The 24356-nt window shown below is 62.0% G+C and carries 21 protein-coding genes and 1 other RNA gene; 21 read left to right on the top strand and 1 reads right to left on the bottom strand.

The features are described from left to right. Window positions 1-183: 183 nt before the first annotated feature. The 18 genes from J0663_RS01825 to murB all read left to right on the top strand — a co-directional run bounded on the left by J0663_RS01825 (window position 184) and on the right by murB (window position 19807). On the top strand, window positions 184-891 hold the full coding sequence (locus tag J0663_RS01825; RefSeq protein ID WP_207242779.1) for a J domain-containing protein: 708 nt from the start codon (window positions 184-186) through the stop codon (window positions 889-891). Next, window positions 888-1649 carry an N-acetylmuramoyl-L-alanine amidase gene (locus tag J0663_RS01820; RefSeq protein ID WP_207242778.1) on the top strand — a complete coding sequence of 254 codons (762 nt, stop codon included), beginning with the start codon at window positions 888-890 and terminating at the stop codon, window positions 1647-1649. Before J0663_RS01825 ends, J0663_RS01820 begins: the two co-directional genes overlap by 4 nt. Window positions 1650-1910: 261 nt before the next feature. After that, the gene (locus J0663_RS01815) at window positions 1911-2534 is read left to right on the top strand and encodes a lytic transglycosylase domain-containing protein (RefSeq protein ID WP_088681326.1); all 624 of its coding nucleotides are present in this window, start codon (window positions 1911-1913) and stop codon (window positions 2532-2534) included. Between the two features lie 116 nt (window positions 2535-2650). Then, window positions 2651-3838, top strand: coding sequence for an NAD(P)/FAD-dependent oxidoreductase (locus tag J0663_RS01810; RefSeq protein WP_207242777.1), 1188 nt, complete (start codon window positions 2651-2653; stop codon window positions 3836-3838). A gap of 10 nt (window positions 3839-3848) precedes the next feature. Next, window positions 3849-5024, top strand: a complete 1176-nt coding sequence (locus tag J0663_RS01805) for an NAD(P)/FAD-dependent oxidoreductase (RefSeq protein ID WP_207242776.1) — start codon at window positions 3849-3851, stop codon at window positions 5022-5024. A 56-nt stretch (window positions 5025-5080) separates the two neighbouring features. Continuing rightward, window positions 5081-5478, top strand: an RNA gene (rnpB, locus tag J0663_RS01800) — RNase P RNA component class A. Window positions 5479-5892: 414 nt separating this feature from the next. Next, window positions 5893-6330, top strand: coding sequence for a division/cell wall cluster transcriptional repressor MraZ (mraZ, locus tag J0663_RS01795; protein WP_221107089.1), 438 nt, complete (start codon window positions 5893-5895; stop codon window positions 6328-6330). Between the two features lie 17 nt (window positions 6331-6347). Further along, complete coding sequence (gene rsmH / locus J0663_RS01790; RefSeq protein ID WP_207242775.1) at window positions 6348-7373, top strand: 16S rRNA (cytosine(1402)-N(4))-methyltransferase RsmH; 1026 nt, start codon at window positions 6348-6350, stop codon at window positions 7371-7373. Window position 7374: 1 nt separating this feature from the next. Beyond that, entirely contained in the window at window positions 7375-7875 is a 501-nt protein-coding gene (ftsL, locus tag J0663_RS01785; protein WP_207242774.1) for a cell division protein FtsL, read from the top strand. After that, window positions 7875-9632 (top strand): peptidoglycan D,D-transpeptidase FtsI family protein, encoded by a 1758-nt coding sequence (locus tag J0663_RS01780; RefSeq protein ID WP_207242773.1) that lies wholly within the window; start codon window positions 7875-7877, stop codon window positions 9630-9632. Before ftsL ends, J0663_RS01780 begins: the two co-directional genes overlap by 1 nt. Window positions 9633-9638: 6 nt before the next feature. After that, window positions 9639-11159: a UDP-N-acetylmuramoyl-L-alanyl-D-glutamate--2,6-diaminopimelate ligase gene (locus J0663_RS01775; protein WP_207242772.1), complete on the top strand. Its 1521-nt coding sequence runs from the start codon at window positions 9639-9641 to the stop codon at window positions 11157-11159. Further along, window positions 11156-12595: a UDP-N-acetylmuramoylalanyl-D-glutamyl-2,6-diaminopimelate--D-alanyl-D-alanine ligase gene (locus J0663_RS01770; RefSeq protein ID WP_207242771.1), complete on the top strand. Its 1440-nt coding sequence runs from the start codon at window positions 11156-11158 to the stop codon at window positions 12593-12595. The genes J0663_RS01775 and J0663_RS01770 overlap by 4 nt, the downstream gene beginning before the upstream one ends. 21 nt (window positions 12596-12616) lie before the next feature. Further along, on the top strand, window positions 12617-13717 hold the full coding sequence (gene mraY, locus J0663_RS01765; RefSeq protein WP_207242770.1) for a phospho-N-acetylmuramoyl-pentapeptide-transferase: 1101 nt from the start codon (window positions 12617-12619) through the stop codon (window positions 13715-13717). Between the two features lie 7 nt (window positions 13718-13724). Further along, entirely contained in the window at window positions 13725-15137 is a 1413-nt protein-coding gene (gene murD, locus J0663_RS01760) for a UDP-N-acetylmuramoyl-L-alanine--D-glutamate ligase (protein WP_207242769.1), read from the top strand. Window position 15138: 1 nt separating this feature from the next. Further along, entirely contained in the window at window positions 15139-16293 is a 1155-nt protein-coding gene (ftsW, locus tag J0663_RS01755; protein WP_207242768.1) for a putative lipid II flippase FtsW, read from the top strand. A gap of 6 nt (window positions 16294-16299) precedes the next feature. Then, complete coding sequence (gene murG, locus J0663_RS01750) at window positions 16300-17424, top strand: undecaprenyldiphospho-muramoylpentapeptide beta-N-acetylglucosaminyltransferase (protein ID WP_207242767.1); 1125 nt, start codon at window positions 16300-16302, stop codon at window positions 17422-17424. Further along, complete coding sequence (gene murC / locus J0663_RS01745; protein WP_207242766.1) at window positions 17421-18836, top strand: UDP-N-acetylmuramate--L-alanine ligase; 1416 nt, start codon at window positions 17421-17423, stop codon at window positions 18834-18836. Before murG ends, murC begins: the two co-directional genes overlap by 4 nt. Next, complete coding sequence (gene murB, locus J0663_RS01740; protein ID WP_207242765.1) at window positions 18833-19807, top strand: UDP-N-acetylmuramate dehydrogenase; 975 nt, start codon at window positions 18833-18835, stop codon at window positions 19805-19807. The genes murC and murB overlap by 4 nt, the downstream gene beginning before the upstream one ends. Before the next feature lie 3 nt (window positions 19808-19810). Here the strand turns inward: murB and J0663_RS01735 are convergent, their stop codons facing one another. Further along, a complete protein-coding gene (locus tag J0663_RS01735) occupies window positions 19811-20740 on the bottom strand; it encodes a UDP-glucose 4-epimerase family protein (RefSeq protein WP_207244399.1) in 930 nt (309 codons plus the stop codon). Between the two features lie 450 nt (window positions 20741-21190). On the opposite strand from J0663_RS01735, the gene J0663_RS01730 reads away from it, so the two are divergent. From J0663_RS01730 to ftsA, 3 genes are read left to right on the top strand one after another with little or no spacing between them, the layout of a single operon-like run. Next, a complete protein-coding gene (locus tag J0663_RS01730; RefSeq protein WP_207242764.1) occupies window positions 21191-22117 on the top strand; it encodes a D-alanine--D-alanine ligase in 927 nt (308 codons plus the stop codon). Next, window positions 22105-23028 carry a cell division protein FtsQ/DivIB gene (locus J0663_RS01725; protein WP_207242763.1) on the top strand — a complete coding sequence of 308 codons (924 nt, stop codon included), beginning with the start codon at window positions 22105-22107 and terminating at the stop codon, window positions 23026-23028. Before J0663_RS01730 ends, J0663_RS01725 begins: the two co-directional genes overlap by 13 nt. Next, entirely contained in the window at window positions 23025-24356 is a 1332-nt protein-coding gene (gene ftsA, locus J0663_RS01720; protein WP_004668807.1) for a cell division protein FtsA, read from the top strand. The genes J0663_RS01725 and ftsA overlap by 4 nt, the downstream gene beginning before the upstream one ends.

Genomic DNA, 24356 nt, shown 5'->3' with positions numbered 1-24356 from the left:
AAGGTGAGGTGGTGTCTCTCTCGCGGCGGATCCGGCGAAGCGGATCGATCGCTTGCTGCGCTGCAATAATTACCGAATCGTGAAAACTGTTTTCGATCTTACGACCAATAGTCGCCTTGCAAAGGCTACGATTCTTTGGTCAAGCTGCTTTCTCATACTTGACTGGCGTGCGAGAGATTTTCGATGTCCTTCTGGGAAAAACTGTTGAATGCCATTGGCAACACCGCGGGCAATGCGCTCTCCGCGGTGGTCGAGGCTATCCGAACGGTTTTCGAAGGCGATCCCGAGACCCGGCGCAAAGTGGCTTTCTCCGTGGCGATCATCGCCCTTTCGGCCAAGATGGCCAAGGCCGACGGCATCGTCAGCGAGAAAGAGGTCGAAGCCTTCCGCGAAATTTTCGAGTTTCCGGAGGACCAGGCCAAGAACGTCGCCAGACTCTATAATCTGGCGCGCCAGGACGTTGCCGGCTACGAAGCCTATGCCGAACGGCTGTCTACGCTCTGCGTCACCTGTGCGGCTAATTGCCCGGTACTGGAAGACGTACTCGACGGCCTCTTCCACATCGCCAAGGCCGACGGGCTGATCCATGAGAAGGAACTGAGTTTCCTCGCCCATATCGCCGAGATCTTCCAGATGAGCGAGACCCGCTTCGAGCAGATCGCCGCCCGCCATGTCTCGTCCGGCGGCGATCCCTACAAGGTGCTCGGCGTTTCGCCGTCTGACGATTTTCCGACGATCCGGCGCCGTTACCGTGGCCTCGTCAGTGAACATCATCCCGATCGGCTGATTTCGCGTGGCGTGCCGAAGGAGTTTCATGTGATTGCCAACGAGCGGATGGCGGCGTTGAACGCAGCCTACGCGGCAATCGAGAAGGAACGCCGCGCAGCATGACCTCCTTCGAGGCGGATTACGAGGGCGCTTGCGTGCGGCCGTCGCCCAATCACGGGGAGCGGGTGGATGGGCGCCGCCCCGACATGATCCTGCTGCACTATACCGGCATGCCGACGGCAGACGGCGCGCTCGACTGGCTCTGTCGGGACGAGAGCCAGGTTTCCAGCCATTATTTCGTGCATGAGAATGGCGAGGTGATCCAGCTCGTTCCGGAGGCGCGGCGCGCCTGGCATGCGGGCAAGAGCAGCTGGCACGGCGAGAACGATATCAATTCGCTGTCGATCGGCATCGAAATCGCCAATGCGGGCCATCCCGGCGGCCTTCCCGACTATCCGAAAGAGCAGATCGCCGCGGTCATCGAATTGTGTCGCGACTGTGTCAAACGTTGGTCGATCGCGCCGGAAAGGGTGCTCGGGCATTCCGATGTCGCGCCGATTCGCAAGGTCGATCCGGGGGAAAAATTCCCATGGGCCGAGCTTTACAGAGCTGGCGTCGGGCATTGGGTGGAGCCGGCGAGGATCACTGGTGGGCGCTTCTTCCAGAGCGGCGACGCCGGTCAGCCGGTGGAGGCGCTGCAGTCGATGCTGTCGCTCTATGGTTACGGCACTGAAATTACGGGGAAATTCTCCGAAAAGACGGCCGGTGACGTGGAAGCTTTCCAGCGCCATTTCCGGCCCGAGCGGGTGGACGGGATCGCCGATTTTTCGACGATCGACACGCTGCACCGGCTGCTGTCGGCGCTGCCGCGTTATTCCTGATTCTCGGCAATTACTGAAACGCCGAATTTCGCATTGCAGCGCGAAATTCGGCCTGCCACATCATTTCCCTATTATCTCCTCATTGCGATGGTCTAAGAACGTCCGCCCAGCGGTTCTCGGGGTTGTTTTCGAGTTAAAGCATGGGCGATATGTGAAACGATAAGAATTACCGTGAATCTAGATCGGTCCTTGATCTGGTATTCATTATGACAGCGAGGCGCGCCGTCCGGAAATTCTTTGGGTCGGAGTGTTCAAGACTACATGAGAAAACTGATTGTTGTTGCTGCAACATGCGTTGGCATGGTGCTGGCGGGGAATAGCTTTGCGTTTGCGAATGATTGGGGTGTGCGAGCCGATGCGCCGGTGAAGAAAGTCGAGCGTCCTTCGAAGAAGGCAGAGCGTCCGTTGAAGAAAGCGGAACGTTCGGTCAAGCCGGCGAAGCGTCCGCTCAAGACGGCGGAACGCCCGCTGAAGACGGTCGAGCGCCAGAGCGGTTATCCCGTCGCCAATGTTTCCGGCAATTCCTATTCCGCGCTGATCAGCAAATATGCGAACCAATATGCTGTACCGGTTGCGCTTGCGACCGCGGTCATCCGCGTGGAAAGCAATTTCAATCCGAATGCACGCGGCAGCCACGGTGAAATCGGCCTGATGCAGATAAAGCCTGCAACGGCCCGCATGATGGGTTATTCCGGCAGCGCCAAGGGCCTGTTCGATCCGGAAACCAACATCAAGTACGGCATGAAATACCTGGCTGCTGCCCATGATCTCGGTGGTGGAGAGACCTGCAACACCATCCTCAAATACAATGCCGGCCATGGCGCAACGCGCATGAACCCGGTTTCGAAGACCTATTGCGGCAAGGTCCTGGCGATGCTGGACTGAGCCGCCGAGCGGACGGAAGGAAAATCCTCCGCCGCTGTTTTTGCGATATGAATCGGGACGCGCGCCGTGATATCCCACCTCGAAACGAGGTGGGCCACCTCGAGATGAGGTGAGATATGGCAGTCGATTTCAGGTTCATCGTCATCGGGCGCGGCATGATGGGGGCGGCGGCCGCGCGGCATCTCTCCTCCATGGCCGACGGCGTTGCGCTGATCGGCCCGCCGGAGCCCGAGGAGCGCAAGACCCATCACGGCGTCTTTGCCAGCCACTACGACGAAGCGCGCATTACCCGCACTTTCGACGGCAACCTCGCCTGGGGAACCTTCGCTGCGCGGGCGCTCGGGCGCTACCGCGACATTGAGGCGAAGAGCGGCATTTCCTTCTTCTCGGAGGTCGGCTGCCTCTTTGCCGGTCCGCCGCCCAAGGACGAGCAGGACTTTGTTCTGAGGGCGCAGACCGTCAGCCGGACGCTCGGCAGCGAGATCGAGATCGTCGCGCCGGCGGAACTCAGGCAGCGGTTTCCCTATCTTGTCGTCGGCCCTGATTTCACCGGATATTTCGAGCGCAAGCGCGCCGGGTACATCAATCCGCGGACGCTGGTGCGCGCGCAAGCCAAGCTCGCCGAACAGACCGGCGCCTCGCTGATCGAAGCGACCGTGTCATCGGTGCGGGACGCGGGCTCCCATGTCGAAGTGACGGCCGGCGACAGAAGCTACAGCGCCGAGCGCGTGCTGGTCGCGGCCGGCGCTTTCAGCAATTTCCATGCCCTGTTGCCGCGTCCCGTCGATTTGAGAGTCATGGCGCGTACGGTTGCCTTCTACGAAATCGGCGAGCGCGAGATGGCAATTTTCGGTGACATGCCGTCGACGATCGTGCTTGGCGACCGGGAGGAAGATCACATCTATATCCTTCCGCCGGTGCGCTATCCCGATGGCAAGACCTATTTGAAGCTCGGCGGCGATACCGAAGCGCTTTCCTTCAGCCGGCTGGAGGATGCCGGCGCGTGGTTCCGTTCCGACGGCAGTGCGGCCGAGCGTGATCACCTCTCGCGCATTGCCCTGCAACTGATGCCGCAGCTTGCCGGCTGTCCCGTCACCTCGGCTCCGTGCGCGGCGAATTTCACCCCGACCGGTTATCCCTATGCGGGGTTCGCGCAGTCGCCGCGTATTGCGGTGCTGACCGGCGGCAATTTCGTCGCTGCCAAATCCTCCGACGAACTCGGACGTCTGGGCGCCGTGCTCCTCAAGGAGGGGCGGCTCGGGGAGGAGGATTTCGGCCGCGAACTGACGCCGGTTTTCGCTTGAGAGGGATATCATGCCAGTCGATTTCAAATATATCGTCGTCGGCCGCGGGCTGATGGGAGCTGCCGCCGCGCGGCATCTGGCGCGCCAAGCGGAAGGCGTCGCGGTGATCGGCCCGGACGAGCCTGCCGACCGCAAGGCGCATGACGGCGTCTTCGCCAGCCACTACGATGAGGGCCGCATCACCCGCACCATCGATCCCGATCGCAACTGGGCGCTGCTCGCCAATCGTTCGATCGCCTGTTACGGCGAGATCGCGCGCGAGAGCGGCATCGACTTCTACCGCGAAGTCGGCTGTGTCGTCGTTGCTCCTGATGGAAGCGACTATCTGGAGAGAACCCGGCAGGCCGCGGTCTCTCTCGGCGTCGAGACCAGCCATCTGGACGGGCGCGGACTGAGGGCGGCGTTTCCTTTCTTCGCCTTTCCCGACGCAGCGGCTGGCGTCTTCGAGCCGAAAGGGGCGGGACATATCAGCCCGCGCAAACTGGTGAAGGCACAATCTTTGCTGGCGGAAAAGGCAGGCGCGACAGTCATCCGTGACCATGCCGTTTCGATCCGCCAGGAGGGCGCACTCGCGACCGTCGAAACCGCAGGTGGAACGACTTATCGCGCTGAAAAGGTGCTGCTGGCGGCGGGCGGATTTTCCATTGCCCGGAATCTGTTGCCGCAGCCCGTTGCCATGACGATTTATGGTCGGACGGTCACGCTTTTCGAGGTGAGTGAGGCCGATGCGCTTCGCTTGGCCGCGATGCCGTCTCTCATCCTCGACGTGCCTGATATCCATATCTATCTGCTGCCGCCGATCCGGTATCCCGACGGCAAATACTACCTGAAGATCGGCGGCGATCCGGATGATCTCGTTTTGAACGACGATGCCGAAATGCGCGCCTGGTTCAGGACCGAGGGACGCGAGGCCGTGCGCGCCTATCTGCAGCGCATCGTCGCCGACATCGTTCCCGATATGGCGCCGCTTTCGATCTCGACGGCCGCCTGCGTCGTCTCGCACACCGAAAGCAGCTATCCGATGATCGGCTATACCTCATCGCCCGGAATTGCTGTGCTGACGGGCTGCGCCGGAACCTCGGCCAAGAGTTCGGACGAAATCGGCAGGCTGGGCGCGGAGCTGCTTTTGTCAGGCAGAATCAGCGAACAGGGCTACTCCACGGATTTCACACCTTATTTCCGTTAAGGCTGCTACCTATATTTCGGTGGTAATTGCGGGCTCTCTCGTTTATGGGAGCCCTGCCAGTTGGCCGGGCAGCCGCGCTTTACCAATGCCGAAAGGCGGTAGGGTGAGGAAAGTCCGGGCTCCACGGAAACACGGTGCCGGATAACGTCCGGCGAGGGCGACCTCAGGGAAAGTGCCACAGAAAGCAAACCGCCTGTCATGACAGGTAAGGGTGAAAGGGTGGGGTAAGAGCCCACCGCATCTCCGGCAACGGAAATGGCACGGTAAACCCCACCGGGAGCAAGACCGAATAGGGATGACGCGGCGGGCCGAAAGGCCCATCGGCCGGTTTCCAGGCCAGTCATCCGGGTGGGTTGCGTGAGGCAGCGTGCGAGCGCTGTCCCAGAGGAATGGCTGCCACGTTCCGGTTCACGCCGGAGCCATACAGAACCCGGCTTACAGGCCAACTGGCGATTACCTTCCGAGCTGCAAGAGGGCTCGGATTTTTACCTTAAGCCCTGAAACAAAGCGTTTTCAAGCCGGCATTAATGCGGCTATTGGATGTATTTTGATTCGGCACTACCACTGCGTGTCCATTGTTAAATGGCGATGCTAACCCTTTGTTAAACTTAACAGCTTATAAATGATTGATCATGCGCCCGTTGCGAAATGGGTGTATCCCATTGACGCCCATATGGTCCCATGCTATCCCAAATGCGCACTGCATCAGGGCAATCATTTGCCCATTTATCGCAAAGCAAAGGCGCCTTCCTCTCCGGAAGCGTCGGGTGGGGTTTGGCTCATCCGGCTTGCGAAGCTGTGCCTGATATTGGGAGTTTCGGGCGTTTCCATGATGTCCGGATCCCTGCGGGAACGGATGTTTCGTGTCATGAGCCGCTTCCTATCGAGCGCGACCAACAGGATCGATGCCAAGGGCAGGGTTTCCGTGCCTTCGGCATTCCGTTCCGTGCTGGCGCAGCGCAACGTCCAGGAGCTTTACTGCTTTCAGGACTTTGTGTTTCCGGCGATCAGCGTCGGCGGTCCGGATCTTCTCGAAAGGTTCGAACGGCAGATTGCTGCGGAAGATCCGTTTTCGCCGGATGCGAACGCGATGTCGCTTCTGATCCACGGAGGCGGTGTCTTCATGAAGCTCGACGCCGAGGGGCGGTTGATGGTGACGGATTTCATCCGCGACTTCACCGGCATCTCGGACGAGGTGGCCTTCGTTGGTCGGGCGGATCATTTTCAGCTTTGGCAGCCGCAGGCATTTCAGGCTGCGCAGGCGCAGGCACGAGGGGAGCGCAAGCTGGCGGGCAAGCGTTCCTGAAAGGACGAGGGAACGGAATGGCGGCGAATCCTGGCGGAGGTTCAACTGATGCCGGTGGCGGACCGGTTCGTCACATTCCGGTTCTTCTCGATGAAGTCGTTGGAGTACTGGCTCCCGCACCCGGCAAGCTCATCCTCGATGGTACATTTGGCGCGGGCGGCTATAGCTCTGCCATCCTTGCAGCCGGCGCCGACGTGATCGCACTCGATCGCGACCCGACGGCGATTGCGGCAGGGCAGGCGATGGTCGCCGCCCATGGCGGCCGACTTCGGCTCATCCATTCGCAATTCTCGCATCTGGCCGATCATGCGCCGAAGGGCGGGCTCGACGGCGTCGTGCTCGATATCGGCGTCTCTTCCATGCAGATCGATGAGGCCAAGCGCGGCTTCTCCTTCCAGAAGAACGGACCGCTCGACATGCGCATGTCGGCGGCCGGCGTTTCCGCCGCCGATGTCGTCAACCGTGCCAAGGTCGCCGATCTCATCCGCATTTTCCATTTTCTCGGTGAAGAGAATCAGGCGCCGCGCATTGCCCATGCCATCGAGAAGCGGCGCGAGGAAAAACCCTTCGAAACCACGCGCGATCTTGCCGGTCTCATCGAGCTGGTCACGCCGCGCAAGATGAAGGATAAGATCCATCCGGCAACGCGCGTCTTCCAGGCGCTCCGCATCTTCGTCAATGACGAGCTCGGGGAACTGGCGCAGGCGCTGTTTGCGGCGGAGCGGGCGCTGAAGCCCGGCGGGCGGCTCGTCGTCGTCACGTTTCATTCGCTCGAAGATCGCGTCGTCAAGAAGTTCTTTTCCGACCGCGCCGGCAAGGCATCAGGTTCGCGCCACCTGCCGGCCGCGCATGAGCGGCCGGCGACTTTTACGGCAATCGGCAAGCCGATGGTTTCGGCAAGCGAGGCGGAGGCCGAGGCCAATCCGCGCGCCCGCTCCGCCAAGCTGCGTGCCGGCCTCAGGACGGATGCCGCCGCCGAGGCGGCGGACATGTCGCTCTTCGGGTTTCCCAATCTTGCCACTCTCGGAAAGCTTGGAGGTTGATATGCTGAAGACGTTCGATCTCATGCTCATCGGCGTCATGACGGCAGCTGCCGCCGTGACCTACACCATTAAGCATCGGACTGAATTGAAGCTCGAGGAGGTGCATCGCCTCGAAGCCGAGATCAAGCTCGAGAAGGATACAATCGACCTTCTCAAGGCCGACTGGGCGCTTCAATCGCAGCCGAACCGGCTGGAGCGGCTGGTCAAGGCTTACAATGAAGAGCTGCAGCTGCAGCCGACGGAATCGACGGCGCTCGTGCATGCCAAGGAGTTGCCGATGCTGAAATCGGAGGTTCCCGTGCCTGATGTGACGGAGGCCAAGGCCAGCGCCAAAGGCGCGACCGAGGCCGATGCCAAGGACGCGACCGTGGCCAGCGCCAAAGGTGCTGGCGGTGCCGCCAAGGCGCAGCCCGTTCCGACGCCCGCCCCGCGCGGTGGCGTACAGCAGCATGGCGTTGTGGAAGGCGAGGCAGACGAGATCGAAACGGGGTCGGTGGAATAATGTCGTTTCTTTCCCGCATCATGGTCCTGAAGAGCCAGGCGCATTTTTCCGCCGGCGTCTATAACCGCTTCGGCGGCCCATCCGCCGGTCTGGCGATCGAGGGCTCGCGCAAGAAAAAGTCCGGGCAGGCGAAAAGCCGTGTCGGTCTGCTGATCATGGGTTTCATGGGCGTCTACGCCGTCATCGGCGGCCGCCTGGTCGAATATGCGATGAAGGATCAGGAGGTCGTCTCCAGCATTCTGCCGCCCGATCGGCTGATGGCCTCGCGCCCCGACATTCTCGACCGCAACGGCGAGGTGCTGGCGACCGACATCCGTACCGTCTCGCTGTTTGCCGAGCCGAACAAGATCGTCGATCCCGACGAAGCGGTCGAGAAGCTTGCAACGGTTCTACCCGAGCTCGACGTCAAGGACACCTACAAGAAGCTCTCGGTCAAGACATCGCATTTTGCCTGGCTGCGCCGGCAACTGACACCGAAGCAGCAGAGCCAGATCCTGGCGCTCGGGATTCCCGGCATCGGCTTTCGTCCGGAAAAACGCCGTTTCTATCCCGGCGGGGCGACCGCCGCGCACATCCTCGGTTATGTCAACATCGACAACCGCGGCGTCGCCGGCATGGAGAAATTTATCGACGATCAGGGGCTCGCCGATCTCGCTTCGGTCGGCATGACCAGCGACCAGCCGCTGGAGCCGGTGCGGCTGTCGATCGATCTGCGGGTGCAGAACATCGTCCGGGACGCCGTCGTCAACGCCGTCAACAATTTCCAGTCCAAGGGCGCTGGCGCCGCTGTTATCGACGTCCACACCGGGGAAGTGCTGGGCATGGCATCGGCGCCGGACTTCGATCCGAACAATCCGCAGGAGGGCGCCAAGGAAGGCTGGCTCAACCGGATGACCAACGGCACCTTCGAAATGGGGTCGACGTTCAAGACCTTCTCGCTGGCGATGGCGCTCGACAGCGGCAAGGTGAAGATGTCCGACACCTTCGATGCCAGCAAGCCGATCTATATCGGCGGCTTCACCATCCATGACTTTCACGGGCAGCGCCGGTGGCTGACTGTTCCCGAAATCTTCCAGTATTCCTCCAACATCGGCACTGCGCGGGTCATCGATCTCGTCGGCATCGATTCGCAAAAGGACTATCTGACCAAGCTCGGCCTTCTCACAAAAATGCAGACCGAACTGCCCGAAGTAAAAATGCCGAGCCAGCCGCGCGTCTGGAAGAAGATCAATTCGATCACGATTTCCTTCGGCCACGGTGTTTCGACGACCGCGCTGCAGACCGGCGTGGCGGCGGCGGCTCTCGTCAACGGCGGCAAGCTGATCGAGCCGACATTCCTGCCGCGCACGCGCGAACAGGCCGATCAGATCGCCACGCAGGTCCTTAAAAAGTCGACCAGCGACGCGGTTCGCTATCTCCTCGATTTCAACGGCTATAAGGGTTCCGGGCGCGTGGCCCGCGTGCCGGGCTTCGGCGTCGGCAGCAAGACCGGCACCGCCGACAAGGTGGTGAACGGGCGCTATTCCTCGACGCTGAACTTCAATTCCTTCATCGCCGCCTTCCCGATCGACAACCCCAAATATGCCGTCATCACCTTCTGCGACGAGCCGAAAACCGGCGAAAAGCAGTATGGCGGAACGATATCCGCCGGTACTGCCGGCCCGATCGCGCGCGAGATCATCCGCCGCGCCGCGCCCATTCTCGGCATCGAGCCGAAATTTGGGGAGGGCGGATCGGCCTTGCTGGTGTCTTATTGAGCGTGAATGAATATCGGCGCCGATTCGCGAGGGGTGAACCGGCTTCAAGAGAGAAAAGTGCATTCGATGAAATTGCGAGATCTGGCCGGAGATCAGTTTCCGGAACTTGAAGCACAGCTCGAAGGCCCGGCAGGCTTGCTTGATATTTCAGGCCTGTCTTCGGACAGCCGCAAAGTGGAGCCGGGCAATGCCTTCGTCGCCGTCGCCGGCACCAAGGCGGATGGCGCGGGCTTTATTGCGGACGCTGCCGGCCGGGGTGCGGCCGTGGCGATCGCTTCCCAAGCCGTCGAGGCTTCGATCCCGGTGGTTGTTGTCAAGGAGCCGCGCCGCTTCCTGTCCGTCGCCGCCTCGCATTTCTACGGCAGGCAGCCCGAGATCATGGTCGCCGTCACCGGCACGGCGGGCAAGACTTCCGTCGCTTCTTTCACCAGGCAGATTTGGGCGCATGCGGGCCATGCGGCCGCGATGATCGGCACGACAGGCGTTGTTTCACCGACACGCAACGAATATGGCGCGCTGACGACACCGGATCCGATGTCGCTGCACAAACTGCTGGCGGAGCTTGCCGACGAAGGCGTGACGCATGCATCGATGGAGGCTTCGAGCCACGGTCTCGACCAATCCCGGCTTGACGGCGTGAAGCTTGCGGCGGCCGCCTTCACCAATCTCGGCCGCGACCACATGGATTATCATCCCACGATCGAAGACTATATGGCCGCCAAGATGCGGCTTTTCGATAAGCTTCTGCCGAAGGGCTCGCCGGCCGTCATTTTTGCCGACGACCCATGGTCCGTGCAGGCGATCCAGGCGGCGGCCGACGCCGGCCATGACGTCCGCACCGTCGGACGCAAGGGCGACTATCTCGCGCTGAAACGGGTCGAGCATTTCCGCCATAAGCAGACGGCAGAGATCCATATCGGCGACGAGATTTTCGAGGTGGACATCCCACTGGCTGGCGATTTCCAGGTTGCTAACGCGCTGGTCGCGGCAGGCCTTGCCATGTCGACCGGCGTCGAGCCGAAGGTTGCGATGGCCGCGCTCGAGAAACTCGTCGGCGCGTCCGGCCGTCTCGAACTCGTCGGCCACAGCAAGGACGGCGCGCTCGCCTATGTCGATTATGCCCACAAGCCGGATGCGCTGGAAAACGTGCTGAACTCGGTCAGGCCCTTCACGACGGGCCGCGTCGTCGTCGTCTTCGGCTGCGGGGGCGACCGCGACCGCGGCAAGCGGCCGATCATGGGCGAAATCGCCTGCCGCCTTGCCGATGTCGTTATCGTCACCGACGATAATCCGCGGTCGGAGGAGCCGGCTTCGATCCGGGCGGAAATCATGGCGGCCGCACCTTGTGCCTCGGAAATCGCCGATCGCGCCAAGGCCATTCGCGAGGCGGTCGGCATGCTGAAATCAGGCGATACGCTGATCGTCGCCGGCAAGGGACATGAAGAAGGGCAGACGATCGGGAGCGTCACATTGCCGTTCTCCGATCACGCGGAGGTACGCAAGGCCTTGGAGGAATTGAAATCTTGAGCTGGCTCTGGACGACCGAAGACATGATCGCAGCTATGGCGGGGCGCCCCTTCGGCACGCCGCCTGAAGGCATCACCGGCATTTCCATCGACAGCCGCTCGATCAATCCGGGCGAAGCCTTCTTCGCAATCAAGGGCGATCGCGTCGACGGTCACGACTATGCGTCGATGGCAATGGCGAACGGCGCTGCCCTTCTCGTCGTCAGCGAAGCGAGGCTTCCCGCCATGGGCCGCCTGACGGTGCCGATGATCGTCGTCGACGACGTGCTCGCAGCACTCGGGCGTCTGGGTCAGGCGTCCCGCGAGCGCTCGCGTGCAAAGATCATCGCCGTCACCGGTTCGGTCGGCAAAACGACAACCAAGGAGATGCTGCGGCATGTGCTGTCGCCGTCGGGAAAGGTGCATGCCTCCGTCGCCTCCTTCAACAATCATTGGGGCGTGCCGCTGACGCTGGCGCGCATGCCTGACGATACGGATTACGGCGTCTTCGAAGTCGGGATGAACCATCCCGGCGAGATCCGGCCGCTGGTGGCGATGATCCGTCCCGATGTTGCCGTGATCACGACGATCGCCCCGGCCCACCTCGGCAATTTCAAGAGTATCAAGGAGATCGCTGCCGCCAAGGCCGAGATCTTCGAGGGGCTCGAACCCGGCGGCCATGTCGTGCTCAACCGCGACAACGACCAGTTCAATTTCCTCGACCGCACGGCACAGTCGCTCGGCATCGAGCATATCCATTCCTTCGGCCAGCATGCCAAAGCCGAATACCGGCTCGCGGAATTCAACGGCTCCGACGAGAATTCGACGCTGTGGCTGACGATCGACGGCGAGACACTGGAGGTGGCGCTCGGCGCTCCCGGTCGCCATATCGCCGAAAACGCGCTGGCGGCACTCGGAGTCATCAGGATCGTCGGCGCCGACATGCAGAAGGCGATCGAGGCGCTTGCGACGCTGAAGCCGGAAAAGGGCAGGGGCAAACGCCACCGGCTCTCAGTCGGCGGCGGTAACGGCAACTTCACGCTGATCGACGAAAGTTACAATGCCAACCCCGCTTCGATGCGCGCGGCGATCGCGCTGCTCGCGGCCGCCGAGCCGACCGGCCGCGGACGGCGCATCGCCGTGCTCGGCGATATGCTGGAGATGGGCGAATATTCGCAGAAGGTTCACACGGATCTCGCTGGTCCGCTTCTTGCTGCCGGCATCGAACATGTCTGGCTCGCGGGAGCCGAGATGGCTGCCCTAAAGGAATCATTACCGGAAAGCGTCCATGTCGAATATCGCGAGAACACGGACGATTTGGCGAAATACATACTGGATTCGGTCGCACCTGGCGACGTGTTGATGGTGAAATCGTCTCTGGGCATCGGTTTCGGCAAGATCGTCGCCGCGCTCCTTGACAAGTTCCCGGCATTTTCCGACACGCAACGCGAACTTTGACCGGGTAATAAGGGGCCCTGAATGCTGATCTGGCTTGTCGAACTGTCGGAATATTTCAAATTTCTGAACTTGTTCAGATATATCACCTTCCGCACGGGCGCCGCTCTCTTCACCTCCGCACTGATCGTCTTCCTGTTCGGGCCGACGATCATCAATTCGCTGCGCATCCGCCAGGGCAAGGGCCAGCCCATCCGCGCCGACGGGCCGCAGACGCATTTCAAAAAGGCCGGCACGCCAACGATGGGCGGGCTGATGATCCTTGCCGGCATCGTCGGCGCGTCACTTCTCTGGGCCGATCTTTCCAACGTCTATGTCGTCGCGACGCTGCTGGTGACGCTGGGCTTCGGCGCAATCGGCTTCTATGACGATTATCTCAAGGTGACGAAGCAGAGCCATAAGGGCTTTTCCGGCAAGGCGCGGCTCGGCATCGAGTTCGCCATCGCCGGCATTGCCGTCTATTTCATGATGCGCACCGCTCTTGCCTCGGGGGCGGCCGGCTCGACTTTTGGTTCCTCGATCGCCTTTCCCTTTTTCAAGGACTTCCTGATCGATATCGGCATCATGTTCGTCGTCTTCGGCGGTTTCGTGATCGTCGGCGCTGGCAATGCCGTCAATCTGACGGATGGTTTGGATGGGCTTGCCATTGTGCCGGTGATGATCGCCGCCGCCTCGTTCGGTGTCATCGCCTATCTCGCCGGCAATGTCGTGTTTGCAAACTACCTGCAGATCAATTTCGTCCCCGGCACCGGCGAACTTGCCGTCGTGCTCGGTGCCGTCATCGGCGCCGGCCTCGGCTTCCTTTGGTTCAACGCGCCGCCGGCCGCCATCTTCATGGGCGACACCGGGTCGCTGGCGCTCGGCGGCACGATCGGCACGGTCGCCGTCGCCACCAAGCACGAAATCGTCATGGCGATCATCGGCGGTCTGTTCGTCATGGAGACGCTGTCGGTCATCATCCAGGTCGGGTTCTTCAAGATGACCGGCCGGCGCGTCTTCCTGATGGCGCCGATCCATCATCACTTCGAGAAGAAGGGCTGGACCGAGAGCCAGGTGGTGATCCGCTTCTGGATCATCGCCGTCGGCCTTGCCATGCTTGGCCTCTCGACGCTGAAGCTCAGGTGAGGCCGCGATGATTCCGGTCACGACGCTCAAGGACAAGAAGGTCGCGCTCTTCGGGCTCGGCGGCTCCGGTTTTGCCACCGCCCGCGCGCTGATATCAGGCGGCGCCGACGTGACCGCCTGGGACGACAATCCCGACAGCGTCGCCAAGGCTTCGGCGGAAGGCATCCGAACGCAGGACCTGCACAGCATCGACTGGAGCGAGCAGGCGCTGTTCGTGCTGTCGCCCGGCGTGCCGCTCACCCATCCGAAGCCGCACTGGACGGTGGATCTGGCACGCGCCGCCGGCGTCGATATTGTGGGCGACGTCGAGCTTTTCGTGCGTGAGCGACGCGCCCATGCGCCGGATTGCCCGTTCATCGCCATCACAGGCACTAACGGCAAATCGACGACGACGGCGCTGATCGCCCATATCCTGAAATCGTCAGGCTACGATACGCAGCTCGGCGGCAATATCGGCACGGCGGTGCTGACGCTCGATCCGCCAAAAGCGGGGCGTTATTTCGTCGTCGAGTGTTCTTCCTATCAGATCGATCTGGCGCCGACGCTGAACCCTTCGGCCGGCATCCTGCTCAACCTGACACCCGATCATCTCGACCGTCATGGCACCATGCAGCATTATGCCGACGTCAAGGAAAGGCTGGCTGCCGGCAGCGATGTCGCGGTCATCGGCATCGACGATAGCCATTCGGCGCTGATCGCCGATCGCATCGAGCGGGCAGGCGTCAAGGTGGTCCGCATCTCGCGCCGGAGTGTGGTGGCCGAGGGGATCTATGCCGAGGGCGCCAGGCTGATCCAGGCCGCCGGCGGCGCCATGCTGCCCTTTGCGGATCTCGACGGAATCCAGACGCTGCGGGGCAGCCATAATGCTCAGAATGCCGCCGCCTCAGTCGCCGCCTGCCTTGCGGTCGGCGTTTCCGCCGACGACATCCGCGCCGGTCTTGCCTCGTTCCCCGGCCTCAAACACCGCATGCAACCGGTCGGCAGGCGCGGCCGCGTCGTCTTCGTCAACGATTCCAAGGCGACGAACGCCGATGCGGCAGCACCCGCCCTTTCGAGCTATGATCGCATCTACTGGATTGCCGGCGGCCTGCCGAAATCCGGCGGCATCACGACGCTCGCGCCCTATTTCCCGCGCATCGCCAAGGCCTATCTGATCGGCGAGGCGGCGGCGGAATTCGCAGCGACCCTCGGCGAAGCCGTGCCCTATGAGATCTCCGGCACGCTGGAGCGGGCGGTTGCGCATGCGGCAGCCGATGCCGAGCGCGACGAGGCTGCCGCTTCCGCCGTGATGTTATCCCCGGCTTGCGCAAGCTTCGACCAGTATAAGAACTTCGAAGTCAGGGGCGATGCCTTCGTCAGCCACGTGGCCGCACTTGACGGAATAGCGATGCTGATCGGTCCGGCAACAGGAGAGATATGACATGGTAAGCCGCGCGGAACGTGGGCCTCTGGCCGATTGGTTCTGGACCATCGACCGCTTCTTCCTGGCAATGTTCATCTTTCTGATGGGCATCGGCTTCATGCTGTCGTTTGCCGCATCTCCCGCGGTTGCCGAACGTATCGGGCTTGAGCCGTTCCATTTCGTCAAGCGCCATGCGGCCTTCATGATCCCCTCGATCGCCGTGATGCTCGGGCTGTCGTTCCTGACGCCGCGCCAGGTGCGGCGCACCGCGATCCTGCTGCTGATCATCTCGCTCGCGATGATGGTGCTGGTGCTGTTCGTCGGGCAGGAGGTCAAGGGCGGCAGGCGCTGGATCTGGATCGCCGGGCTTTCCATCCAGCCGTCGGAATTCATGAAGCCGGCTTTCGTCGTCGTCTGCGCCTGGCTGTTTGCCGAGCATGCACGCCAGCCGGAAATTCCCGGCAATCTCTTCGCCATCATCCTGTTCGGCATCGTCGCCGCCCTTCTCGTTGCGCAGCCGGATCTCGGCCAGACCATCCTGACGACGGCCGTCTGGGGCGGCATGTTCTTCATGGCCGGCATGCCGTGGATCTGGATCATGCTGCTCGGTATCGGCGGCGCCGGCGGTCTGCTCAGCGCCTATTACGTCTTTCCGCACGTTGCCGGCCGAATAGACAAGTTCATGACCGGCGAGGGCGACACGTTCCAGATCGACACTGCGCGCGAGGCGATCATCCGCGGCAGCTGGTTCGGCCAGGGACCGGGCGAGGGCGTCGTCAAGCGCATCATCCCTGATGCCCACACCGACTTCATCTTCTCGGTCGCGGCCGAGGAGTTCGGCATCGTCTTCTGCATGGCGCTCGTTGCGCTGTTTACGGTGCTGGTGCTGCGTGGTCTGTCGCATGCCTATCGCGAGCGCAACGATTTCAACCGCTTTGCCGTCGCCGGCCTGGTGCTGCAGATGGGCATCCAGTCGATCATCAATATCGGCGTCAATCTTGAGCTGCTGCCGGCCAAGGGCATGACGCTGCCGCTGATTTCCTATGGCGGTTCGTCGATGGTGGCGATCTGCGTCACCGCCGGCTTCATCCTGGCGCTGACGCGCCATCGACCGGAAAAGCGCGCGCAGGACCGGAGCCTCTTCCGCGTCCCGCACGGCATGCCGGCGGAGTAGAAGATTATGGGCAAAGGCATCGTGCTGCTTGCCGCCGGGGGAACCGGCGGCCATGTGTTCCCGGCGGAGGCACTGGCCTTCAAGCTGAAGGAGCGCGGCTATTCGGTGCATCTCGTGACCGACAGCCGCGCCGAGCGTTATGCCGGCAAGTTCCCGGCCGAGGAAATTCATGTGGTGCCGTCGGCGACGATCGGTTCGAAGAACCCTGTTGCCGTTGCCCGCTCGCTCTGGACGCTCTGGAGCGGCATGCGCGCGGCTAAGAGACTGATCCAACAGCTGAAGCCGGTCGTCGTCGCCGGCTTCGGCGGTTATCCCACCGTGCCGCCGCTGCTGGCCGCCACCCGGCTGGGCGTGCCTGCGATGATCCATGAGCAGAATGCCGTTATGGGCCGCGCCAACAAGGCGCTCGCGACCCGCGTGCAGGGCATTGCCGGCGGATTCCTGCCGGAGGGGGGCGCTATCTACCCCGACAAGACGGTGACGACGGGCAATCCGGTCCGCCCGGCGATCATTGCCGCGGCCGAGGTGCCTTATACGCCGTCGCATCCGGGCGAGGCTTTCAATCTCGTCGTCTTCGGCGGCAGCCAGGGGGCGCAGTATTTCTCCAAGGCGCTGCCGACGGCGATCAGCCTGCTCGATGATGCGCTGCGCGTGCGCCTGCGCATCACCCAGCAGGTGCGCCCCGAGGATATGGAGATGGTCAGCGGCTGCGTCGCCAAGCTGGAGATGGGAGCCGATATCGCGCCCTTCTTCACCGATATGGCGGAGCGGCTGGCGAAGGCGCATCTGGTGATCTGCCGCTCCGGCGCCTCTACGGTCTCGGAAATCTCCGTCATCGGGCGCCCAGCCATTCTGGTGCCCTATCCGCATGCGCTCGACCATGATCAGGCGGCGAATGCCGCTTCATTGGCTGCGACCGGTGGGGCGAAGGTGATTCCTCAATCCGAACTTTCGCCTGAGCGCATCGCCTCTATACTGGGCCATGTGATGAACGATCCGGAGAAGCTCTCGCACATGGCGGCGGCGGCGAAGCTCGCCGGGAAACCCGATGCGGCGAACTTGCTTGCCGATATGGTTGAGGCTATTGCCGCAGGCAAGACAGTCTCAGAATTCAAGAGGACACGCGCATGAAACTGCCGAAGGCGATCGGTCTCGTCCATTTCATCGGCATTGGCGGCATCGGCATGAGCGGCATTGCCGAAGTGCTGCACAATCTCGGCCATAAGGTGCAGGGATCGGATCAGTCAGACAGCGCCAATGTCCAGCGCCTTCGTGACAAAGGCATCGAGGTCTTCGTCGGCCACCGAGCCGAAAACCTGGGTGACGCGGAGGTCGTCGTCGTTTCGACGGCAATCAAGAAGAGCAATCCAGAGCTTATCGCCGCGCGTGAAAAGCTGCTGCCAGTGGTGCGCCGCGCCGAAATGCTCGCCGAGCTGATGCGTTTCCGCAATGCGATCGCCATCGGCGGCACCCATGGCAAGACGACGACAACCTCGCTGGTCGCAACGCTGCTCGAGGCCGGCGGGCTTGACCCGACCGTCATCAATGGCGGGATCATCAATGCCTACGGCACCAATGCCCGCATGGGCGAGGGCGAGTGGATGGTGGTCGAGGCCGACGAATCCGACGGCACCTTCCTGAAGCTTCCGGCGGATGTCGCCGTCATCACCAATATCGATCCCGAGCATCTCGATCACTACGGCAATTTCGATGCGGTGCGCGCCGCCTTCCGTCAATTCGTCGAGAACGTGCCGTTTTACGGCTTCGGCGTCATGTGTCTCGACCATCCCGAGGTGCAATCGCTGGTCGGCCGCATCGAGGACCGTAAGATCATCACCTATGGCGAGAACCCGCAGGCCGATGTGCGCTTCAAGAATGTGCGCATCGATGGCACGCGCTCGATCTTCGACGTGGAAATCCGCCGCCGCCGCACCGGTCAGGTGATTGAGCTCAAGGGGCTGGTCATGCCGATGCCCGGCCGCCACAATATATCAAACGCGACGGCGGCGATCGCGGTCGCCAACCGGCTCGGCATATCGAGCGCCGATATCGCCAAGGGGCTTGCCTCCTTCGGCGGCGTCAAGCGCCGCTTCACGCTGACCGGCGAATGGAACGGGGTGCAAATCTTCGACGACTACGGCCACCACCCCGTCGAGATCAAAGCGGTGCTGCGCGCGGCCCGCGAAGCGTGCAAAGGACGTATCATCGCCGTCCATCAGCCGCATCGCTACAGCCGTCTTTCGAGCCTGTTCGAAGAATTCGCCGCCTGCTTCAATGATGCCGACAGCATTTTCCTGGCGCCCGTCTATGCGGCAGGTGAGGATCCGATCGAAGGCACGGATTCGATGTCGCTGGTTTCGCGCATCAAATCCGGCGGTCATCGCGACGCCCGGTTCCTCGCTTCGGCGGAGCTTCTGCCGCAGATGGTTGCGGAGGTTGCAAAGCCTGGCGATTTCGTGGTTCTGTTGGGGGCTGGAAGTATCACATCCTGGGCGGCGGCGCTGCCCAAGCAACTGGAAGGCCTATCGGGAAAGTCCGCATGAAACAGGTGAATGGGGAAAAGCTTCTCGCGTCTCTCGGAGACGGTGTAAAGGATATCCGCGGCCGTATCACGCCGGATGCCCCCATGGATCGCGTCACTTGGTTCAGGGCCGGGGGCTTGGCCGAGCTGATGTTCCAGCCGCATGACATCGACGATCTCATAGCCTTCCTGAAGATCTTGCCGGAAGAGGTACCGCTGACGGTGGTCGGCGTCGGCTCCAACATCCTCGTGCGCGACGGCGGCATTCCCGGCGTCGTACTACGCCTGTCGGCCAAGGGGTTCGGCTTCGTCGAGCTTGCCGGAGAAAACCGCATCCTCGCCGGCGCCATCTGCCCTGACAAACACGTAGCGGCGATGGCGATGGACAACGGCATCGGCGGCTTCCATTTCTTCTACGGCATTCCGGGCGGCATCGGCGGCGCTGCACGCATGAATGCCGGCGCCAACGGCGTCGAGACGCGTGAGCGGGTCATCGAGGTCAATGCCGTCGATCGCAAGGGCAACAAGCATGTGCTTTCCAATGCGGAGATGGGCTATTCCTATCGGCATTCAAAGGCGCCCGCCGATCTGATCTTCACCTCGGTGCTTTTCGAGGGCTATCCGGAAGATCGCGCCCAGATCCGCGCCGAAATGGACGCGGTGCGCAGTCACCGCGAGACGGTGCAGCCGATTCGCGAAAAGACCGGCGGCTCGACCTTCAAGAACCCGCCCGGCCATTCGGCCTGGAAGCTGATCGACGAGGCAGACTGCCGCGGCCTCGTAATCGGCGGCGCGCAGATGTCTTCGCTTCACTGCAACTTCATGATCAACATGGGGCAGGCGACCGGCTACGATCTCGAATATCTCGGCGAACAGGTGCGCCGCGAGGTCTTCGAGAAAAAGGGCATCAAGCTCGAATGGGAAATCAAACGTCTGGGCGTCTTCATGCCCGGCCGCGAAGTCCGCCCGTTCCAGGGGGTCACCAGCGAATAGCGATTACTTCACTGCCAGTTCCAACCCCTCGCGCGAGGTGACGATGGGCGACCAGCCGAGAACGTTCCGCGCCTGGGATATGTCGACCTGCAGCGAACAGCAAAGGCGCTGGTAGACGGCTTCCTTCCCGACCGCCTTCGCCGCCATGTGCAGCAGCGCGGGCGGGAGGGGGACCAGCATCGGCTTGACGCCGAGCCCCGCGGCAATTCCTCTGATGAGCTCCGGCGTCGAGAGATCCTCACCGTCTCCGGCAAGGAATATCTCGCCTTCGGCTGCGGGATGGGCCGTGCAGGTGATGATAAGATCGACGAGATTTTGCACCGCGACCAATGTGCGGCGGTTTTTCAGCGAAGCGAATGGGAGCGGGAGTTTCTTGCGGACAAGGTTGACGAGCAGGGCGAAATTACCGCGTGCGCCGGGGCCATAGACCAGCGGCGGGCGGATGATGACCACCTCCAAGCCAGTGCGTGCTGCGATCTCACGCAGGCCGATTTCGCTTTCCAGCTTCGAAATGCCGTAGGGATCGATCGGCTTCGGCGCGTCGTCGTGGCGGAACGGCCGATCATTCTCTTCCCCGTTGACCTTGATGGTGCTGACGAAGACGAATCTCTTCACGCCCGCGCGGGCCGCCTGTTCGGCGAGATTGAGCGTCGCGGCGGTGTTGACCCGGCGAAATTCCGCAAGCGGATCGGCTGCGTGGTCATTCATGATGTGAACGCGGGCGGCGAGATGGATGATGACGTCGACGCCTTCAAGTGCTGCTGCCCAGTCGCTGCTCTCGGTTATTTCAATCGGAAAATGCCTGATATCGGGCGGAAAGGCGGAGGTCTGGGATCTCGTGGTGACCACAAGGTCGCAAATCTTCTCTGCCTGCAGCCGTTTGACAAGCGGACTACCGACGAAGCCGGCGGCGCCGGTGACGAGGCATCGCATGATCTTCTCCCTGCTCATCCATGGGCCTTCGCTAACCGGAAGTGGCGTTGGCATCAATAAAAAAGCGGCGACGGCCGGGTGCTTGACGCTCTCGCATTAATCAAATCGAGGTGCCGTCCGCCGCCTCACTGTTGCCCGTATCCGGCTGAGAGATGGCATTCGATTCGCTGGCGGATTCCATCGCGGTTGAGCGCGATTCGATATGTCATTGAACGCATGGGATTTTTCGCCTGCGCTCGGGCTGATTTCCGGGCGGCGCGTCGAAATGGTGGCACAATGAGCAAAAGGTAAAGGCCGGCGGAGTTCCGGGCCAAGAGTTAACGAAAGTAAACACTTCATTAACCATAATGATGCTCTAATGCATGCGAGGTCGGATAAAGGCCGGAAACGGCGCGGACAGCTTCGCGCAAGCGTCGATTTCGAAAGTGGAAGTTATTTTTGGGGGTGTTGATGAGTCGCAAGCATGTTGCTGTCCTGATGGGCGGATTTTCCTCGGAAAGGCCTGTCAGCCTTTCCTCGGGAAAGGCTTGCGCAGAGGCCCTCGAAGCCGAAGGCTTCCAGGTGACGGCGATCGACGTCGCCCGCGACGTTTCCGAGAAGCTTGCGGCACTGAAGCCCGACGTCGTCTTCAATGCGCTTCATGGGCCCTTCGGTGAGGATGGCACCATCCAGGGCATCCTCGAATATCTCGAGATCCCTTACACGCATTCGGGCGTGCTCGCTTCGGCGCTGGCGATGGACAAAGACAAGGCGAAGCGTGTTGCTGCCGCTGCTGGCATTCCGGTCGCCGAATCACAGGTGATCAATCGGTTCGTCTTTCCCTCGGTGCATCCGATAAAGCCGCCTTATGTGGTAAAGCCGGTGCGTGAGGGGTCCAGCTTCGGTGTCGTCATCGTCACCGAAGATCAGGCGCATCCGCCGCAGGTCGTGAGCTCCCCCGAGTGGCGCTATGGTGACGAAGTGCTTGTCGAACGCTATGTCTACGGCCGCGAACTGACTTGCGGCGTCATGGGCGACACTCCGCTCGGCGTGACCGAGGTGGTGCCGCAGGGACACAATTTCTATGATTACGACTCCAAGTATGCTGCGGGTGGTTCAAAACACGTCATCCCGGCAAAAATTTCACCGAATATTTACCAAAAAATACAAACATTGGCCCTAAGGGCGCATCAGGCAATCGGTTGTCGCGGCGTCAGTCGGTCCGACTTTCGTTACGACGATCGTTTCTCCGAAGACGGCGAAATCATCTGGCTGGAGGTCAACACCCAGCCCGGCATGACTCCAACCTCGCTCGTGCCCGAAATGGCCGGTCATGCCGGCTATTCCTTTGGTCAATTTCTCCGGTGGATGGTGGAGGACGCGTCTTGTTTGCGTTGACGGTCAAGAGGATAGGGCGCCCCAGCGTGCTTCCGGTCATGGAAGCCGAAGAGCGGTTCGTGCTGCCGCGTCCGCTGCGCCGCATCACGCGTTTCCTGATCAGCCTCGGCAGCGGCCGCATCTACATTCCGGCGCATACGGGCACGGTCTCGGCACTCGCTTTCCTGACTGCGACGGGCCTCTACGGCATGTCGCTCGGCGGCCATACGGAAGCGGTCGCGCAGGCCACGACGACGGCCGCCGGCTTTGCGATCGAGGACGTCAAGGTCTCCGGCAATTCCGAAACTTCCGAAATCGAGATCCTGCAGCTGATCGGCCTCGACGGCACGACCTCGCTGGTCGCGCTCGATGTCGATGCGGCTCGTCGGAAGATCGCGCATCTGCCCTGGGTCGAGAATGTCGAGGTCCGCAAGGTCTACCCGAAGACGATCGAAGTGAAGCTGAAGGAGCGCCAGGCCTATGCGATCTGGCAGCACGGCCAGGAGCTCTCTCTCATCGAAAAGAACGGCAGCGTCATTGCGCCGCTGCGCGACAATAAGTTCTCGGCGCTGCCGCTCGTTGTCGGTCGCGATGCGGAAACGGCGGCGGCTTCGCTTGATGACGCCTTCTCGAAATGGCCCGATGTGAAGGCCCGCGTGAAGGCCTATGTCTGGATTTCGGGCCGCCGGTGGGATTTGCACATGGATAACGGCGTCGTCGTCAAGCTGCCGGAAGACGGCATCGACCAGGCGCTGGCGACGCTTTCGAAGTTCGACAAGCAGCATCAGCTGCTGGAGCGGGATATCGCCGCGGTCGACCTGAGATTGCCTGACCGAACCGCGATCCAGCTGACGCCGGAAGCGGCGATCCGCAGGCAGGCGGCGGTGACGGAGCGTACGAAAGAATTGAAGAAGTCGGGGCAGAATATATGAGCTTGTTCGGTTCATCCCATTTTGGACTGCCGCGCCTGAAGCCGCTTTCGTCGAAGCGGTCACATATCGTTTCGGTGCTCGACATCGGCTCGACCAAGGTCGTCTGCATGATCGGCCGGCTGACGCCGCGCGAGGAAAGCCAGATCCTGCCGGGCCGCACGCACAATATCGAGATCATCGGCATCGGCCATCAGCGCTCCCGCGGCATCAAGACCGGCGTCATTGCCGATCTCGACGCTCTGGAAGGCGTCATTCGTCTCGCCGTCGATGCGGCGGAGCGCATGGCGGGGCTGACCGTCGAAAGCCTGATCGTCAATCTGACGGCCGGCCGCCTCGGCAGCGACATCTATACCGCGACGATCGATCTCGGCGGCCAGGAAGTCGAACTCAACGATCTGAAAAAAGTACTGTCGGCTGCCTGCCAGCAGTCGCTGCGCCAGGACCGTTCGGTACTGCATTCACTGGCGACCGGCTTCTCGCTCGACGGCGAGCGCGGCATCCGCGATCCGCTGGCGATGTACGGCGATGCACTCGGCGTCGACATGCATGTCGTCACAGCGGAGCGTTCGGCGCTGAAGAACCTCGAGCTCAGCGTCAACCGCGCGCATCTGTCGGTCGAGGGCATCGTCGCGACCCCTTATGCGTCGGGCCTTGCCGCTCTCGTCGATGACGAGGTTGAGCTCGGCTGCGCCGCGATCGACATGGGCGGCGGCACGACCACGATCTCGGTTTTTGCCGAGGGCAAGCTCGTTCACACCGACGCCGTCGGCCTCGGTGGCCATCACGTCACCACCGATCTGGCGCGCGGCCTTTCGACCCGTATCGAGGATGCGGAGCGGCTGAAGGTGGTGCATGCCTCCGCGCTTTCGAATTCCTCCGACGAGCGCGAGCTGATTTCGATCCCGCCGATCGGCGAAGACGATCGCGACCAGCCGTCGCAGGTGCCGCGGGCCCTGGTCTCGCGCATCGTATCGGCGCGAATCGAAGAGACGATGGAACTGATTCGCGACCGCATCCAGCGCTCCGGCTTCAGTCCAATCGTCGGCAAACGTGTCGTGCTGACCGGCGGAGCGAGCCAGCTGACCGGGCTTGCCGAGGTGGCGCGGCGCATCCTTGCCCGCAACGTCCGCATCGGCCGCCCGATGGGCGTTTCGGGGTTGCCGACGGCGGCCAAGGGCCCGGCCTTTTCGACGGCCGTCGGACTGATGATCTATCCGCAGGTCGCGGACATGGAGACACATGCGTCACAGAGCGGTCTGCTCATGTCGCTTGGGGGAAATAACAGCCGCATAGCCCGGATGGGTCAGTGGCTGAAGGAAAGCTTCTGA

The sequence above is a fragment of the Rhizobium lentis genome, assembly GCF_017352135.1.
GTDB classification, from domain to species: Bacteria; Pseudomonadota; Alphaproteobacteria; order Rhizobiales; family Rhizobiaceae; genus Rhizobium; species Rhizobium lentis.
The sequence above is the reverse complement of the archived record's forward strand: the minus strand, read 5'-3'. Positions and strand labels throughout refer to the sequence as shown.